The organism is Micromonospora sp. WMMD1274 (assembly GCF_049179035.1).
GTDB lineage: Bacteria > Actinomycetota > Actinomycetes > Mycobacteriales > Micromonosporaceae > Micromonospora > Micromonospora tulbaghiae.
The window spans coordinates 3,912,443-3,928,133 of sequence record NZ_JBMHMG010000001.1 but is presented as its reverse complement, the minus strand read 5'-3'; the positions used below and the strand labels follow the sequence as shown (position 1 = coordinate 3,928,133).

The following is a 15,691-nucleotide window of genomic DNA, read 5'->3' as shown; positions in this document are numbered from 1 at the left end:
TGACTAATGGAGTGGCTGCCATAGCACCCGTCAACCGCGGGATGTCCGTCGCCGTCGGGTCGTTGACGACCACCCGGCAGGCGTCTCTCCGCGCCCTGCTCGCGCTTCTCATCCTCGTGAGGATTACCGATGACAACCTCGAACGACCTGGCCCGCTACGGATATCGGCAGGAACTCAGCCGCCAGCTGCGGTTTCGGGACCTGTTGGCGTACGGCCTGGTGTACATGGTGCCGATCGCGCCGATGGCGATCTTCGGCAGCGTCTACGCGGGCTCTGGCGGCATGGTGGCCCTCGCCTATGCCATCGGTGTGGTGGCGCTGGTGTTCACCGCGTTCTCGTACGCGCAGATGGTCAAGGCGTTCCCCATGTCGGGCAGCGTCTACAACTACGCCGGTCGGGGCATCAGCCCGCCGGTCGGGTTCCTCGCCGGCTGGGTGATCCTGCTCGACTACGTGCTCGTGCCCGGTCTGCTGTACCTGGTGGCGTCGGTGGCGATGCACTCCACCGTGCCCGCGGTGCCGGTGTGGCTGTGGTTGCTCGGGTTCGTCGCGGTCAACACGGTCGTCAACTCGGTGGGGATCCGGATGACCGCGATGGTGACCCGGGTGATGCTCGTCGGCGAGCTGATCGTCCTGGCGATCTTCCTCGCCGTCGCCGGTTGGGCCCTCGCAACGGGCAGCGGCCGGTTCAGCTGGGATGCGTTCTACAACGCCGACACCTTCACCTGGTCCCTCGTCGCGGGGGCGGTGTCGATCGCGGTGCTGTCGTTCCTGGGCTTCGACGGCATCTCCATGTTGGCGGAGGAGACCCGTGACGGCGCCCGGCAGATCGGCCGGGCGATGGCGGCCGTGCTCGTCCTGGCCGGGGTGTTGTTCATCGCGCAGACGTGGTTGGCGGCGATGCTCGTGCCCAACCCCGTCGGGCTGCTGGCCGAGGGCGACGTGAACGGCACCGCCTTCTACGACGCCGCCGCGGTGGCCGGCGGAGGCTGGCTGGCGACGGTGTGCGCGGTGGCGACGGCGATCGCGTGGGGGCTGCCGAACTCGATGGTCGCGCAGGTCGCCACGTCTCGGCTGCTGTACGCGATGGCCCGCGACCGGCAACTCCCCGCGTTCCTGGCGAAGGTGTCGGTGCGCCGCAGCGTGCCGATCAACGCGACCTTGCTCACCGGCGTCGTGTCCCTCGCCCTGGGCTTGTACATGGCGACGCGGGCGGATGGGATCATGCTGTTGTCGTCGCTGATCAACTTCGGGGCGATGGTCGCGTTCCTGGTCCTGCACGTCTCCGTGGTCGTGCACCACCTGATCCGCCGGCGCAGCGGCAACTGGTTCGCGCACCTGCTCATGCCCGCCATCGGGTTCGTGATCCTCGCCTACGTGGTGGTGAACGCCAACATCGCCGCCCAGCGCCTCGGCCTGGCCTGGCTGGCCCTGGGCATGGTCGTCCTGGCCGGCCTGTACCTGACCGGCCGCCGGCCGGTGCTGTCCGGCCTGGCCCCCACCCAGGCCGCCGGGCGTGACATGGAGCGGGTGTGATCGCGATGAGCCACTTCACCTACCGTCCCGCCCGCGACGAGCTGGCCTACACCTTCGGTGGACGACTGCCGGTGGCGCACCTCCGCTCCGGCGACCTGCTCACCGTGCACACCGAGGACTGCTTCGGCGGCCTGGTGCGAGGACCGGCGGACTTGCCGTCGCAGGTGTGCCGCATGCCGTACCTGAACCCGGTGTCGGGGCCGTTCTTCGTCGAGGACGCCGAGCCCGGCGACACCCTCGCCGTGCACGTCGTGTCGATCGAGCCGGCCCGCGACTGGGGTGTGTCGGCGACGTTCCCCTACTTCGGGGCACTCACGTCGACCTCGCACACCGCCACCCTGCAGCCGCCGCTGGACGAGCGGGTGTGGGTGTACGACATCGACGGGCACGCGGGCGTCGTCCGGTACCGGGCCACCGCCAGTGACCACATGGTCGAGCTGCCGCTGGATCCGATGATCGGCACCATCGGCGTCGCCCCCGCTGGCATGGAGTCCCGGTCCACGATCGTCCCGGACTACTACGGCGGGAACCTCGACACCCCGGAACTGCGCGCCGGGACCACCCTGTATCTCGGAGTGAACGTGCACGGGGCGATGCTCGCCCTCGGCGACGGACACGCCCGCCAAGGCCACGGCGAAGTCTGCGGTGTCGGCGTGGAGATCGCCACCGTCACCACCCTCGCCGTCGAGGTCATCAAGGGTACCGACACCGCCTGGCCGCGTCTGGAAACCGACACGGCGATCATGTCGGTCGGCTGCGCCCGCCCGCTGGAGGACGCCTACCGCATGGCCCACCAGGACCTCACCGGCTGGACCGTCGACCTGTGCGGCCTGCACACGCTGGATGCCTATCAGCTCATCTCGCAGGCCGGGCGAGCGCCCATCGGCAACGTCTGCGACCCCAACTACACCGTTCTGGCGGCCATCGACAAAGCCGTGCTCCCGCAGCGGCAGGCTGCCTACCGCGACGCGCACGCCCGGCTGCGGGCCCTTGCCGCCGTGCAGGGATAGGGGCCTGGGATGACCGCGTCGATACCCCACCTGTCGCTGCGCGACGAGCTGTTCCTGCTCGGGCACCACGACGACACCGGCCAGCCGCACCTGCACCGCCAAGCCTTGGCCCTCGGCATGGCCGGCGCAGTGCTGATCGACCTGTTCCTCGCCGGACGGATCACCCTCGACTCCTACGCCGAGCATCCGGCTGCGGACTGGTGGCTACGCCTGAACTCCGACCAGCCGGTCGGTGACCTGATTGCCGACACTGCCCTCGCCGCGATCCGCTACTCCCGTGCGACTCCGACGGTGAAGGCATTTCTGCGTAGCTTCGCCGACGACCTGTATGAGCGCACCCGCGCCGGACTCGTCGCCGCTGGGATCCTGCGCCACACCGCCCGCCGCCGCCTCGGCGGCCTGGTCCGCGCCGACGCCTACCTCGCCACCGACACCAAATGGGCCGTCATCGCCCGCGCCCGCCTGCGCTACCTCGCCGCCGGCCGAGAACAACCGGACAACCACACCGCCGCCCTCGCCGGACTCGTCGCCGTCCTCGGCCTCGCCGACCACCTCTACCTCGACGACGACACCGCCACCCTCACCGCCCATCTGAAGACCATCGCCGCCCAGCACCACCGCCCCGTCCGGGAAATCACCGCCGCCGTCGACGCCGCGATCGGTGACCTCGCCACCGCCACCTACCGATAATCCGCCGAGAGGGACGACAACACCGTGGACTCCAGCATTCGTATCCGCGCAGCCCGCTGGACAGACAGACAGACCGTCGCCGCGTTGATCACCGACACGCTGCACCCCAGCCCGCTCGCCGGCTGGCTCGTACCGGACGCGGCGCAGCGCCGCCGGGTGCTGACCGACGTCGTCGCGGTGTGGGTGGAACACGGATTGGTCTTCGGCGACGTACACCTCACCGACGACCTCACCGCCGCCATCGTCGGCTTTCACCGCTACCGACCGATCCCACCACCGGCCAACTACCCGACCCGCCTCGTGGAGGCCGCCGGAGCACACGCTGAGCGCTTCACCGCCCTTGAGGGCCTGATCGCACAGCAGCAGCCCACCGAACCGCACTACCACCTGGCGCTGCTCGCCGTATCCCCAACGCGGCAGAAGACCGGCTGCGGCAGCGCCCTGCTCAGCCATCACCGCGCCCGCCTCGACCGCATCGACCTGCCCTCCTGGACCACCGTCCCCGCCGAAGCGGAACGCCTGCTCACCCGCTACGGGTACACGCTTCGCCCGCCCCTCACCGTGCCGAACGGGCCGAGCCTGCACCCCATGCGCCGCAACCCACACCACGCCAGCAGAACCATGCCGACCAACTCCGCGCGCCCGATCGGTGACCGCTGGCATGACCAGCACGCCTAACCCGTCCACCGCATAGGACAGATCATGGCCTTCCCCAGCAGATACCCGCCCGACCTCGTTGACGCTGTCGTCCAGCGCGTCGCCGACGCCCGCATCGTCAAGGCCTACGGCGCCGTCACCACTGTCGCCCGCCAGATGGACCTCGATCCCCGCATCGTGCAGAAATGGGTCACCAAGGCCACGGCTCCGCAGGCGCAGCAGGCGGACCGAGGGGCGGACGGCACCGGACCGCGGCACGACTACCTGGTCCCCGGACTCCTGCGCTGCAAGTTCTGCCATCAAGCGGTGGCTCTGGCTGAGACGGCCGCCGCGGCACCGGCGTACCTCTGCGGAAACGACTGCTGGCCCAAGCCACTCGACGCCGTCGTCATCGCCGATCATGTCGGTCGAGCGGTCCTGCGACACGCGCCACGGATCGTCCCTCTCCCCGCAGGGACACCGGCACGCCCACACCTGGCCGCCATGCACGCTCACCGCATTCTGGCCTGTGTCACCGTCGGCGCCGCCGCTCACGATATGACTCTGACCTGGCGCGCGGCACCGTTGGCCAGCCCAAACCGCTGGGAGACCGAACGCGCGAAGCGTGTCGCCGCTGCCCGCGACCTCGCCGCCCGCGATCCCCTACGTGCCCGGCAACTCCTGCACGGCAGCCTCACTGGCATCGACCCCGCGACCGCCGCACCCCATGCGGTGCATGCCGAAGCCGGCACTCTCCTTGCCGCACTGAACCTGCGGCTCGGCGAGCTCGATACCGCCATTCGCTGGGCCGGGTACGCCCACCACAGCGCCAACCACCTGTACGGCCCCACGCACCGGCGCAGTCTGCACGCCCTGCACCTGTTCGCCGCCGCTCACCGCAGTGCCGGTCACCATCAGCGCGCGTACCACCTTTATCGGCAGCTCGGCGAGCACTTCGCGAGCAGCGACGGCCCACGCGGCCACCGCACCCACGCCGTTCACGCCACAACAGCCCTCGTCCTGCACGACCTCGGCCACTGCCAAGCCGCCCAGGACCTTCTCGCCGGCACCATCGCCACGCAGCGCCGTGAGTACCCCGGAAACCCCACCACCGCCCGCATGACCCACCACCTCGCCCGCATCCGACAGGACTGCGCCACCAAGGGTCACCGCCACGAGCACGGTGAGAGCTGACCACCGCCCTCGGCACCGACCGCGCCCCGTAGCAAGACCTGCGAAGGATCAAAGGAGGCCCACCCAATGCCCCTCCGTTCCGTCGGTGACCCACCACTCATCCCTAACCAGCAGTCTGGTACACCGCTGCCCAGCTCAGACCTGATCATCAGTACGTTTGGCGGCCGTCCGCGGGTTCTGCCAGAGGTTTGGACGGTGCCCCTTCACGCGGCGTCCCGGCTCGCCTCGCACCACGGCGAACAATGGGCAGCGGAGACGATTTCCCGCGATCCGGCCGCTGACGACCACGTGGTGGCTGCTGCCAAGAGATCGATCGACCGTCTCAACGCCACTCGCGTGGCTCTCATCGGGGAGATCGACTCTTGGGTTGAGCAGGTGATTCGGCCTCCGGGCGGGGCACCGTTGCACACCGAGACGATCGGCTCCGTGGTCGACCGCTTGGCCATCGCGTGGGTTCGGTGGAGGCGATTCTCGGAGACCGCCCAGTTGGGCCCGAGCGAAGCCGATCCCTCGGTGGCGCTCCAGCAGTACACCGAACTCACCGAAGCTTTCGACACCCTTGTGCTCGACATTCATGAAGGTCGCCGCCGCATTCCTCACTGGCGCACGCTCAAGAGCTATCGGGAGCCGCGATGAGGACCGCCGTCACCCTCAACGGCGCCGACAACGTCGGCAAGACCACGAACGCCCGCTGGTTGGCGTCGGCGATGCCAGATGTCGAGTTCACCGGGACAGTCGATCGGTGGGACCGGCGATGGGCCGAGGTGTCGCGACGAGACTTCAGTCAGTGGTGGTTCGTCGACAGCACCACCGACGAACACATCGACCTCGTTTTCCGCTCCCACGCCGCACGGTGTGCCGGCGGCGGCTCCTTGGCGTTGGAGGACCGCGGTTGGCCGATGCTTGTGGCGACCTGCGCGGCGACAGCAGCGGTCAAGAACGGCACATCCACCGCCGAGGCGCTCGCCCACGTTGAGGCCAGAGCACGCCACTACGCCCCCGCGCCACGCCGTGAGCTGCACCTACTGCTGCGCCACAGCGACCAGCCGGCAGCCGAGGCGCACCACGCCGTGGCACGCGAGCCTGTGCCGACCACCGAGCGCTACGTCGAGTACCAGCAGCGACTGGCCGAGGCGATCGATCTCCAAGTCGATGACGGGGAGTACCAGGCCATCGTGGTGCGCGGGCACCGCCCACTCCTCGACGTGCAGCGTGAAATCCGTGAGGCCCTGACGCAGCTCGACGTGCCCGTCGTTCCGCTGCCGCCAGACCGGATCCAGCACCTGTGGGTGCTCGCTGGTATGTCCGAGAGCGGCAAGAGCACGGTCGGCGAGTTGCTGCGCACGGAGCACACAGCCACCCGGCTGAAGATCGGCTACCTCATGCAGCTCGCCGCCGATCGGCTCGGGGTGGCCGATCCGTATCGCGAATGGGACGAGCTGACCCAGGCGCAGATGCTCACAGAAGAGATCCTTCGGTTCGCCGCGCTGAACCCGGGCTCGCACCGGATCAGCCTGGAGAGCGCGCACCGCTTCGAGGCCACAGCACACCTCCGCAGGATCTGGGGCGAGCGCTGCGAGATCGTGTTCCTCCGCCTCCCGGACAGGCTTCGCGCGCAGCGCGCCACCGAGACCATGGAGTCGCTCTCCGCCCGCGACGCGATCAAGCGAAGCCGGGGTGGAGACCGCATCGCGTCGATCGCCGATACGGTAATCGATAACGGCCACAGCCTCGCCGCGCTGAAGAGGGCGGTTACGGAAGTTGTTCACCGCAGGTCCGAGGTCAAGGTTCCACCGCGTGCGAACACGGCCATCCCGGAGGCGCTACAAGCGGTACTCGCGGAGTGCGTCGCCAGACTGACCGATTCTGAGACCGCGCTCGTCGCCGCCACGGGGAGCCTCGCCCATCAGGGCTGGCAATCCGGGTGGAGCGACATCGACCTCCTTGTCGTACGCGACACGCTGCCGCTGCACTGGCTTCAGACCAGGCGTGTCCCCCAGAGCGGACCGGCGGGGGAGAAGATCGCACTGTCGTCGTTCACCACCCGGGAGATGCTCGCCGGGTTGGTCCCACCCCGAGTACTGCACGCGGTGCGGCAGATAGCCCGCGATGGCTGCGGACTGCTCTACCGCCGAAGCGACCTCGTCCTCAACGCCTTCGACGCACCAGCCGACGACCGCGCCTCACGCAGCGAGCTGCCGCTCGTGGCGATGGTGCTGCGGCGACTCGCCGCGAAACCCGAGCCCGATATCCGCGCTGTCTACAAGCACGTCGTGCTGATCATGAAGATCATCCTGCGCGCCGACGGGGTGAACCTCGACGCCAGCGAGGAGGTCCGTCTCGCCTTCACCACCAGCCATCCGGACACCGACATCGACCTCCCGGCGGTGACCGAGGTCAGTGACGACCGGTGGCGACAGGACGAATCCCTCCCCCACCGGGTCCGCGGAGCCGCCGCCAAGATCCTCGCCTACCACGACGCGCTCGGCTGCTCGGTCGCGTCCAACACGCCCCAGACGGAAGGATCCGATCTTCGATGACCACCGCCTTTGACGAGGTTCTGCACGCCGATCGGGTGACACGGCTCGGGGTAGGAGATACCGCTCGTCCGATCCGCGTCGTCCACGGCCTCGATGGCATCCGCACCGACGTCGCCGCTGAACAGGTCCTGGCGACGGGACGCAGCTTGTGGAAGCGATGGAGCGAGCACCCGGCGTATCGGCCGCACGATCTTCTCCTGGGCCTGGACGCCGGCGGCATCGTGCCGACAATCGCGGTGGCCTGGGCCAGCGGTAGCCAGTATCGGCTTGCCTGGAAGGTCAACCTCGACCTACCCGGGAAGCTCGTGTTCCACGAGCCGCATGCCCGGCGTCTCGAGGTCTTCGCCTACGGCGACTTCGAAGGACTGCGCGTCCTCATCGTGGACGACGAGATCACCACCGGACTCACTCTGGCCAATCTCGTCAAGGCGCTTCGCGCGGCCGGCGCCGACATCACCGGCGCGCTCTGCCTCGTCGAAGACACCGCTGGCGAGGGCCGACAGCTACTCGAACGCAATGGGGTCCCGCTGTGCGTACTGACAACGCTGTGACCCTCATCGAGGAACCGGTGCGCCACCGCGGCGGACGGTACCTCGTCCGACGCGAACAGGCACCGCTCGGCCGGCTCCTGCCGTATCGCCGGGCCAACGGACAGACCCCACCCCGGCGGGCACGCCTCGACGCGGTTCGTGAGACCGGGTGGCGCGTCGACTTCGGCTCTCGCGGACTCGGTGACCTGCTGCTCGGCCTCGCCATGGCACAGGCGCTTCACGACGCCACACACGATCAGTTCGGAACGCTGGAGTACGTCGGCAGCCGGGCGGACCTGATCGCCCGGTGCACCCTTCCAGTCACGGTCACGGGCGGCGACGGGCACCAACTGGGCACGCTCGGCAGCGACAACGCTTTGGAATTCGACGCGGTACCGGAATCGCCTCCAACGCTGCTCGACCTCATCGACGCCGACGTTGTCGAGGTCCATGCGGCCCTGCCTATGCGCTACTACCTCGACATCGAGCAAACCCTCGGCATCAGGCTCCCCGCTTCCGATGACCCATGCCCCAGGTTCCGGGCGGCCGTCGCAGCCCCGGAACCACTCCACGTGGTCTTCGTGGCCACGACGAGTCGTCCCGACCGCAAGGACTACGGCATCGACAACTTCGGCGCCCTCGCCGAACACCTGTCGGCCCGCCACCCGGGTACCTGGCGCTTCAGCCTGGTGACACCACCGGGCCACCAGCCTCCGGCATCCGTAGGGCAGATTGAGGTGATTCACGAACCAACGGCGGTCGAGTGCATTGACCTGTTCGCCGCTGCCGAGCTGGTCATCGGCAACGACACCGGCCTGACCCATCTCGCCGCACTCACCATCCGAGCGGACGGCACCCAGCCGAATGTGGTCGGCCTCTACGGACGGCACGGCTACGCCAAGTGGATCACCGGATCAGCAGGCCACCACGCGGTGGCCACCCCGTTCTCGCACCTGATGTCGGTCGCCGACGCGTGTCCCGTGCGAGACCGCTACGACGACACGCTCTGGTCCACCGCGAGCGACCTTCGCGCCATCCCCGCCAAGGTCATAGCCAACTTCGCGGGGCAGTGCGCGGGCTGGTGGACTCGATGATCCGCTTCGGCCGCTACCGCCGCTTCACCATGAACCGCACCTTCCACCTCGACATCGGCGCACACCGCCTCTTCGCCAAGGTGAACCCGAACCCCGTGGAGGCTGCGGCCGAAGTCGCCGGGTACCACAGAATCCGCCACCACTACCGGCTACCGAGTCTGCATTCCCAACACCGCGTCGGGCACTGGACCCTCACCCTCTACGACCGCCACCAACCCGATCTTCCGGACACCGGCCTGCTCCTCGACGCTCTCACGGCCACCGGCCCCGACAGCGCGGCCAACCTCGACCGCGGGCTCGACACGATCCTCCAGCACTACCGCCGAACCATCGACGCGACCATCTGCCGAGTCCCCGCCTCACGCGCCAACAGCAAGCTCTACCGCGACCGGGCCCAGCCCGGCGGCAGGCTGGACCACTACTACGGCCACAACCCGATCGTGCTCAAACTGACCGAGGCCGACGGTCTCCGGCCCTCCGACCTGCGGGAGACCACCCTCATAGTCAACGGACGGCCCCGACGGCTCGACATTCCTGCCCTCGTCAGCGAGCTACGCGACGCCTTCGACCCGGACGAGCAGGTCTGGGCCGCGATGACCCAGGGCGACCCCACCGACTTCAACGTCGGCCTCGACACCGCCAACGAGCCCGTCTGGTTCGACTACGACACCGCAGGCCTCAACGCCCTCCCCGGCGAGATCGCCTGCTTCCTCTGGTACCAGAGACTGCACGGCGCCTGGCTCGTCCCGCACTACAACACCGACGCCTACGCCGACCACAGGAAGGCACTCGCCGAAGCTGTCGAACCCACCGTACGGCTCAGAAGACTCTCCCACCGGGCCGTCGGCATCGACTACCAGCACCAACCATCGCCGGCCCGGCAGCAGGCCATCACCCGATACCTCACGACGCTCGCCCGGCCGCTCGCACGCTCCGCCGCCACCGACCTACTCACCTGGATACGCCCATACCTCGCCATGCGAATCCTCGCCGTCTACCCACTACAGCTCCTGGAACCCCGCGACGCCGCTCTGTCGCTGGGCCTACTCGCCGACCTCTACGCACCCGACGCCGACTTGGAGCAGATCCTCAGACTCACCACCCAGACGCCAGCGGAGCCGCCCTCATGAGCCGCCCCATCGCCGTCATCACCGGAGCAGGCACAGGCATCGGAGCGGCCATCGCCGCCCGTCTGTCAGTCGCCTTCGACCTCGTTCTGACCCACCGATACGACGACACCAACCTCGACGCGGTCGTCGAGGCCGCCCGACGCCACGGCGCACAGACCCACACCGTCACCGGGGACCTGACCGCCGCTGACACCCAGACCGCACTTCGCGCCGCCATCGAGCAACACGCCACCCAACTCGCCGTCCTAATCAGCAACGCCGGCGCGTACCCCCGCATCCCGTGGAGCCGGACGGACCTCAACGCCCTTCGCGACCAGCTCGAACTCAACCTCGTCACGCACGCCACCGTCATCCGCGCCGCCACACCGGCCTTCATCAGCAACAACTACGGCCGCATCGTCGCCGTCTCCTCAGTCATGACCCAACTCGGACGCATCGACCTCGCCGGCTACATCGCGGCGAAAAGCGGCCTGGAAGGACTCGTCCGCGCTCTCGCCCGCGAACTCGGCCCCCACAACATCACCGTCAATACCGTGCGGCCCGGCTCGATAGAGGTCCCCGCAGAGCACAGCGTCGTACCCGATCACGAGGCCATGGTCCGACGTCAGCTCGACCGACAGTGCATCAAACGGCGCGGCCAACCCTCGGACGTCGCCACCGCCATCGCCTTCCTGGCCACCCCGGAAGCGGGATTCATCACCGGCCAAGCGATCAACGTCGACGGCGGCTGGCACCTGTCATGACGACCCTCTGGATCCGTCACGGAACCAGCCTCGACGGAATCACCCGTCCCCACGCCCACGCCCGCCCGGAGACGCCTCTCACCGCGCGCGGCGCGGCCCAGATCGCCGCCACCGCCCACGCACTTCGTGACCGCGGTGTCCGGCCTGCAATCGTGTTGACCAGCCCGCATCCGCGCGCCGCCACCAGCGCGGAGATCCTGGCTGCGCTGCTCGGCGTGCCGCTCGCCGCCCCCAACCCGCTGTACGCCGAGTGGCGCGCCCCCGACTGCGTCCTCGGCAAAGGACCGGACGACTACCCAGCCGAGTACCAGACCTGGCGCACGAGCCGGCTCCGCGACCCAGACTCGGCCCTGGCCGGAGGCGAGAGCCTTGCAGCACTTTGCGAACGGGCAATGGCCGCTTCGGCGATCCTCGGACACCCGGTCGAAGGACACACTGCCTTGATCGTCTCGCACCGAGTGCTCATCGGTGCCGTCGCGGCGATCACCGCTGGCCTGAGGCGTCCTGTGGACGTGTTCCAAGCCGCGCGCCGCTTCACGCTCGCACCGGCAGGGATCTGGCCTGCCTTAGCTGAACTCCGATAGCAAGGCATCGGCGTTCGCGAGGATGAACTCTTTCAGGGCCTCAGGCTTCAGGTCCACCTCAGAAAGGCGGTCGACAGCCACGCGGTCCAGGGCATAGTCACCACGGCCCGGATCAGTGAACTCCGCACCCGTACGGGCGCTCTCGTCTACCCGGGTGAGCCGACAGGAAACGAAGTGCTGTACGGACACTCCCTCGCCCGACGGCGAGCTGAACAAGAACACCTGGCTAAGCCGCTCTGCCTCCGCGCCCAACTCCTCCCGCAGCTCACGTCGCAGGGCTGCATCGAGGGATGCGTCCGTCGGTTCAAGGCCGCCACCGGGCGCGGTCCAGTATGGGGCTTGGCCGGGCTTCGTCCTCTTGATCAACACGAGCTGATTGCGTTCGTCCCACAGGATCGCCCGCACCGACCGACGTAGAACCTCACGCATGTAGACCCCTATCGACAGCTGGCAGGGCGCAGGCGAACCGACGCTACACCGTGTGACCTACCAAGGACGAAACCTCTAGCCTGACGGCGCTCTTCGAACTCCGCACGACAAGTCATGGTCGGTCACTAGGAGGATGCGGACAGTGCGCTTGATCGACTAGCCTCTCTTGACTGTGGGGGCAATGTCTAGCGATGTCCGGCTTCAAGCAGAGCAGCGGGCTCGGGTCTTGATCGACCGGCAGCTTCGAGATGCCGACTGGGTCGTGCAAGACCGCGCCGAGATCAACCTCTTCGCGGGCACGGGTGTGGCTGTTCGTGAGGCGATCATGGCGAAGGGGCACGGCCGGGTCGACTACCTGCTGTATGTCGACCAGCGGGTCGTCGGGGTGATCGAGGCCAAGCCGGAGGGGACCCCGCTGTCGGGGGTGGAGTGGCAGTCGGCCATGTACGCCGAGGGCCTGCCGCCCGCGGTGCGGCTCAAGGCGCTGACCCGCGATGGACGGCTGCCGTTCGTGTTCGAGGCGAGCGGCTCGGAGACCCACTTCACCAACGGCTACGACCCGCAGCCAAGGGCGCGGCGCATCTTCGCCTTTCCACAGCCGGGCACCCTGGCGAGGATCGTCCGTGGTGCGGAGGCCGATCTGAAGCGGCCGACGTGGCGAGCGAAGGTCCGTCACCTGCCACCGCTGGACGTCGCGGCGTTGCGGCCGGCGCAGATCACTGCGATCGAGGGTGTCGAGCGGTCGCTGGCCGAGCAGCGGTTGGACCGGTCGCTGGTGCAGATGGCCACCGGCGCCGGCAAGACCTACACGGCCGTGACCGAGTGCTACCGGCTGCTCAAGCACGGCGGGTTCACGAGCGTGCTGTTCCTGGTCGACCGCAACAACCTGGCCGACCAGACCCTCGCAGAGTTTCAGAACTACCGCACCCCGGGTGACGGGCGGCGGTTCACCGAGCTGTACAACGTCGACAAGCTGACCAGTGCCGGCATGCTGGGCAGCTCCAGCGTCGTGATCTCCACCATTCAGCGCGTTCGAGGCTGTCGCTGCCAGCTTGGAAGCCGCCGTCGTGGCCGCTACATGGGAACCATCAGCATGAGGCAGCCAGCGGCATGACACAGATCAGTGACGAGGAGCTGCTGGGGCGTTTTGTACTTCGTGCTCGGAGAGTTCACGCGCACTCGCTCGTCCAAGACTGGGATGAGTTGCTGTATCACGCAAGAGGCGAGTTCCAGGTCAACATCGATATCTCTGGCAGGATGTCGATCAGGCGGCGCCTGCCTGAACGCGAGGAGGTCTTCGAGTCGCTCGCCTCGCGTGTTCGACCGCTAACGGTGAGGTCCGAACCGGTCTACTACGTCAAGGTGTTCACCGCGATTGACCGCCTGCTCGGCGATCGCCAGGGCGATGAGCCGCATCGGGAGCGGCTTCAGCAGCTTCGGCGAGCGTGGGAGGCTGCTGAAATCCAGGGGACGCAGGCGCAGGCGTACGCGCTGCAGTCGGCGCGGATTGATGGCTCCGAAGCAACCAACCTGGTCTCCGATACCCAGCTCGCCGCCGCCTGGCTGTACGCGGATCTCGTTCACGCAGACGCGACGGGGCCGAAGCGGGAAGCGCTCGCGTTCCCGCTGCGCGAGCGATACGCAGCCGCCGTGCGCCTGTTTTCGCACCTGGCCGCCTTGACCGTCGAAACCCTGCGATTGGTTCAGGCACTACGAGACAGCGGCGTGCTCTCGGTTGCCGGTTCGGCCTGGGACGGCGATGTCGTAATCGGAGCTACCGAGTTCGTACAGGAGGCGCAGGCATTCGTCGCTCCTGTCGGCGCGTCCGCTCCGGACCTTCGAGACTCGCTGGGATTCGGGGAGCAATGGAGCCGCTTCACCGTCACGGACCTGCTCCGCCAGGACCCCACGAATCATGTCCGCGTCGTGCTGAGAGATGCTGCAGGGTCAACGATCGCGTCGTATGACGCTGCAGTCTCACGGCGGATGCCCGTGGAGACTTCGCTAGAGTGGGACGTGCTGGTTGTCGGCAGCGTCATCTTCAAGTTCTCCTTCGATACTGAAGGCGAACGGATGGTCGACGCCCACTTCCTCGGGTGGGAAGCCTTCGATTCGACGAACGAACTCATGCTCTCCTCGACGCTCCTGCTGATCCAACTCCACCGCGCCACATCGATGACGTTTGAGGTGCGCGACGAGAAGATCCTTACCCTGGGGCCATCGACGTTCTCGGCCGACCAGGTTCGCGAACTCGAAGTTTTTGCCGAGACAGTCGCTGACATCGTCGCCATCGAGCGCCTCACCGGGCAGACCCTCGATCCCTGCAATGGGCGGTTCGACGATCGGGACCGCGTGCGCTTGCGCCGCGCCCGCCTGATGTGGGAGGGGCAGATCGTGCATGCCATCCGACACCCTGTAACGGTCACGGCACCGGCAGGCAATCCGCCACAGGTCATTCTCACCGCAGCCGGAACGGTCGACGTCGGTGGCACCCTCGTTCCTACCCCGGCGATCCTCATGCGCCGCCCAGACATGATGGCGACGGAACACGGAGACGCACCGGAGGTCGGCCCTCAAGCGAAGAAGTACACGATCCAACCTCCCGAAGGCGAACGCTTCATAGCGTGGTCGCCGGACCGCGCGCAGGTTTCGAACGACAACGACCTCGTCGTCACAGCGTCCTGGGACCTGACAGGCATCGACGAAACCACGTTCCCGTACTGACGGCACCAACGCCATACGTCGCGGCGCCGAACCCCGGGTTGCCGCCTCATCGCCACGGATGGGAGAGTCTTCGCCCGGTGCCGTCCCTCCGGCCTCTGGCTGTGGGCGGGGTTGTTCATGGGCCAATATCCTGTGGGTGTGGCCATCGTGAACTTGGATCGACAACAGGGGTTCGCGCTCATCGCCGAGATGACCTCGACGAGGAACCTGCTCGCGTACGGCATCCGCGTCCTCCGTGCGGGTGCCTTCATCGAGACCACACGCGATCCGATCATGACGATGCTGTCCATCGGAGTGGAGAAGCTATACAAGCTCACACTCGGGCTGGCCGCCCTTGACCATGACCACAAGTGGCCCAGTGCCGCGGAGACGAAGGCGTGGCGCCACCGTCTCGTCGCGATGCACGAAGCCGTCCTGACGGAGCTACACAGCCGCACCGTCGACAAGAGCCTGTACGTTTGCGAGCTTGTCGCCGAGGTCGAGGCCGACCCCGTGGTGCCGCCCCTTGTCGAAGCCCTCGATACGTACGGGCGGATGGGACGGTTTTACTATCTCGATCAACTCGGCGGTTGCCCCCAACCGTGGATGAGCCCCGATGCTGCCTGGCAGCAGATCCAGAGCGCCGCGCTCGCCGATCCTGCGGTCGCCGCAACTTACAGCGACGCCACAGTCGACATCGGCAACAACGAGGCGTGGGATCGCTTCATCGGCGCGCTCAACGAGCGGATTGCGACCGCCATCGAGCAGGTTTGGATCATGATCGCAGTATGCGGACGGAATCACGCGCTTGGCGAGACCGGTCGCACCTTCGGGTTCGAGGTGCACCCGGATGCCGTAGGGCGCCAATGAAC

16 protein-coding genes are annotated in these 15,691 nt (G+C 67.8%); 15 read left to right on the top strand and 1 reads right to left on the bottom strand.

The window, feature by feature from the left end:
• The first annotated feature begins 129 nt into the window (after window positions 1-129).
• From ACN27D_RS18640 to ACN27D_RS18585, 12 genes are all read left to right on the top strand, one after another.
• Window positions 130-1,536, top strand: coding sequence for an APC family permease (locus ACN27D_RS18640; protein WP_358176674.1), 1,407 nt, complete (start codon window positions 130-132; stop codon window positions 1,534-1,536).
• Window positions 1,537-1,541: 5 nt separating this feature from the next.
• Window positions 1,542-2,546 carry an acetamidase/formamidase family protein gene (locus ACN27D_RS18635; protein WP_421501172.1) on the top strand — a complete coding sequence of 335 codons (1,005 nt, stop codon included), beginning with the start codon at window positions 1,542-1,544 and terminating at the stop codon, window positions 2,544-2,546.
• Window positions 2,547-2,555: 9 nt separating this feature from the next.
• Entirely contained in the window at window positions 2,556-3,236 is a 681-nt protein-coding gene (locus ACN27D_RS18630) for a GOLPH3/VPS74 family protein (RefSeq protein WP_047893056.1), read from the top strand.
• An 84-nt stretch (window positions 3,237-3,320) separates the two neighbouring features.
• Complete coding sequence (locus ACN27D_RS18625; protein WP_421499619.1) at window positions 3,321-3,914, top strand: N-acetyltransferase; 594 nt, start codon at window positions 3,321-3,323, stop codon at window positions 3,912-3,914.
• A 24-nt stretch (window positions 3,915-3,938) separates the two neighbouring features.
• A complete protein-coding gene (locus ACN27D_RS18620; protein WP_421499618.1) occupies window positions 3,939-5,066 on the top strand; it encodes a hypothetical protein in 1,128 nt (375 codons plus the stop codon).
• Between the two features lie 195 nt (window positions 5,067-5,261).
• The gene (locus ACN27D_RS18615; RefSeq protein ID WP_358176688.1) at window positions 5,262-5,702 is read left to right on the top strand and encodes a DUF4254 domain-containing protein; all 441 of its coding nucleotides are present in this window, start codon (window positions 5,262-5,264) and stop codon (window positions 5,700-5,702) included.
• On the top strand, window positions 5,699-7,606 hold the full coding sequence (locus tag ACN27D_RS18610; RefSeq protein ID WP_421499617.1) for a hypothetical protein: 1,908 nt from the start codon (window positions 5,699-5,701) through the stop codon (window positions 7,604-7,606). The genes ACN27D_RS18615 and ACN27D_RS18610 overlap by 4 nt, the downstream gene beginning before the upstream one ends.
• Window positions 7,603-8,157, top strand: a complete 555-nt coding sequence (locus tag ACN27D_RS18605) for a phosphoribosyltransferase (protein ID WP_047893060.1) — start codon at window positions 7,603-7,605, stop codon at window positions 8,155-8,157. Before ACN27D_RS18610 ends, ACN27D_RS18605 begins: the two co-directional genes overlap by 4 nt.
• Window positions 8,154-9,230: a glycosyltransferase family 9 protein gene (locus tag ACN27D_RS18600; protein WP_358176694.1), complete on the top strand. Its 1,077-nt coding sequence runs from the start codon at window positions 8,154-8,156 to the stop codon at window positions 9,228-9,230. Before ACN27D_RS18605 ends, ACN27D_RS18600 begins: the two co-directional genes overlap by 4 nt.
• Window positions 9,227-10,360: a hypothetical protein gene (locus tag ACN27D_RS18595; protein WP_421499616.1), complete on the top strand. Its 1,134-nt coding sequence runs from the start codon at window positions 9,227-9,229 to the stop codon at window positions 10,358-10,360. Before ACN27D_RS18600 ends, ACN27D_RS18595 begins: the two co-directional genes overlap by 4 nt.
• Window positions 10,357-11,103 carry an SDR family NAD(P)-dependent oxidoreductase gene (locus tag ACN27D_RS18590; protein ID WP_421499615.1) on the top strand — a complete coding sequence of 249 codons (747 nt, stop codon included), beginning with the start codon at window positions 10,357-10,359 and terminating at the stop codon, window positions 11,101-11,103. The genes ACN27D_RS18595 and ACN27D_RS18590 overlap by 4 nt, the downstream gene beginning before the upstream one ends.
• Window positions 11,100-11,687: a histidine phosphatase family protein gene (locus tag ACN27D_RS18585; protein ID WP_421499614.1), complete on the top strand. Its 588-nt coding sequence runs from the start codon at window positions 11,100-11,102 to the stop codon at window positions 11,685-11,687. Before ACN27D_RS18590 ends, ACN27D_RS18585 begins: the two co-directional genes overlap by 4 nt.
• On the opposite strand, the gene ACN27D_RS18580 is transcribed toward ACN27D_RS18585, so the two are convergent.
• The gene (locus ACN27D_RS18580; protein ID WP_421499613.1) at window positions 11,670-12,116 is read right to left on the bottom strand and encodes an NUDIX domain-containing protein; all 447 of its coding nucleotides are present in this window, start codon (window positions 12,114-12,116) and stop codon (window positions 11,670-11,672) included. The genes ACN27D_RS18585 and ACN27D_RS18580 overlap by 18 nt on opposite strands.
• A 226-nt stretch (window positions 12,117-12,342) precedes the next feature.
• On the opposite strand from ACN27D_RS18580, the gene ACN27D_RS18575 reads away from it, so the two are divergent.
• The 3 genes from ACN27D_RS18575 (at window position 12,343) to ACN27D_RS18565 (ending at window position 15,689) form a co-directional block, all read left to right on the top strand.
• Window positions 12,343-13,230, top strand: coding sequence for a DEAD/DEAH box helicase family protein (locus ACN27D_RS18575; RefSeq protein ID WP_421499612.1), 888 nt, complete (start codon window positions 12,343-12,345; stop codon window positions 13,228-13,230).
• Window positions 13,227-14,840, top strand: a complete 1,614-nt coding sequence (locus ACN27D_RS18570) for a hypothetical protein (protein WP_421499611.1) — start codon at window positions 13,227-13,229, stop codon at window positions 14,838-14,840. Before ACN27D_RS18575 ends, ACN27D_RS18570 begins: the two co-directional genes overlap by 4 nt.
• Window positions 14,841-14,978: 138 nt before the next feature.
• Complete coding sequence (locus ACN27D_RS18565; RefSeq protein WP_421499610.1) at window positions 14,979-15,689, top strand: hypothetical protein; 711 nt, start codon at window positions 14,979-14,981, stop codon at window positions 15,687-15,689.
• The last annotated feature ends 2 nt before the right edge of the window (window positions 15,690-15,691 follow it).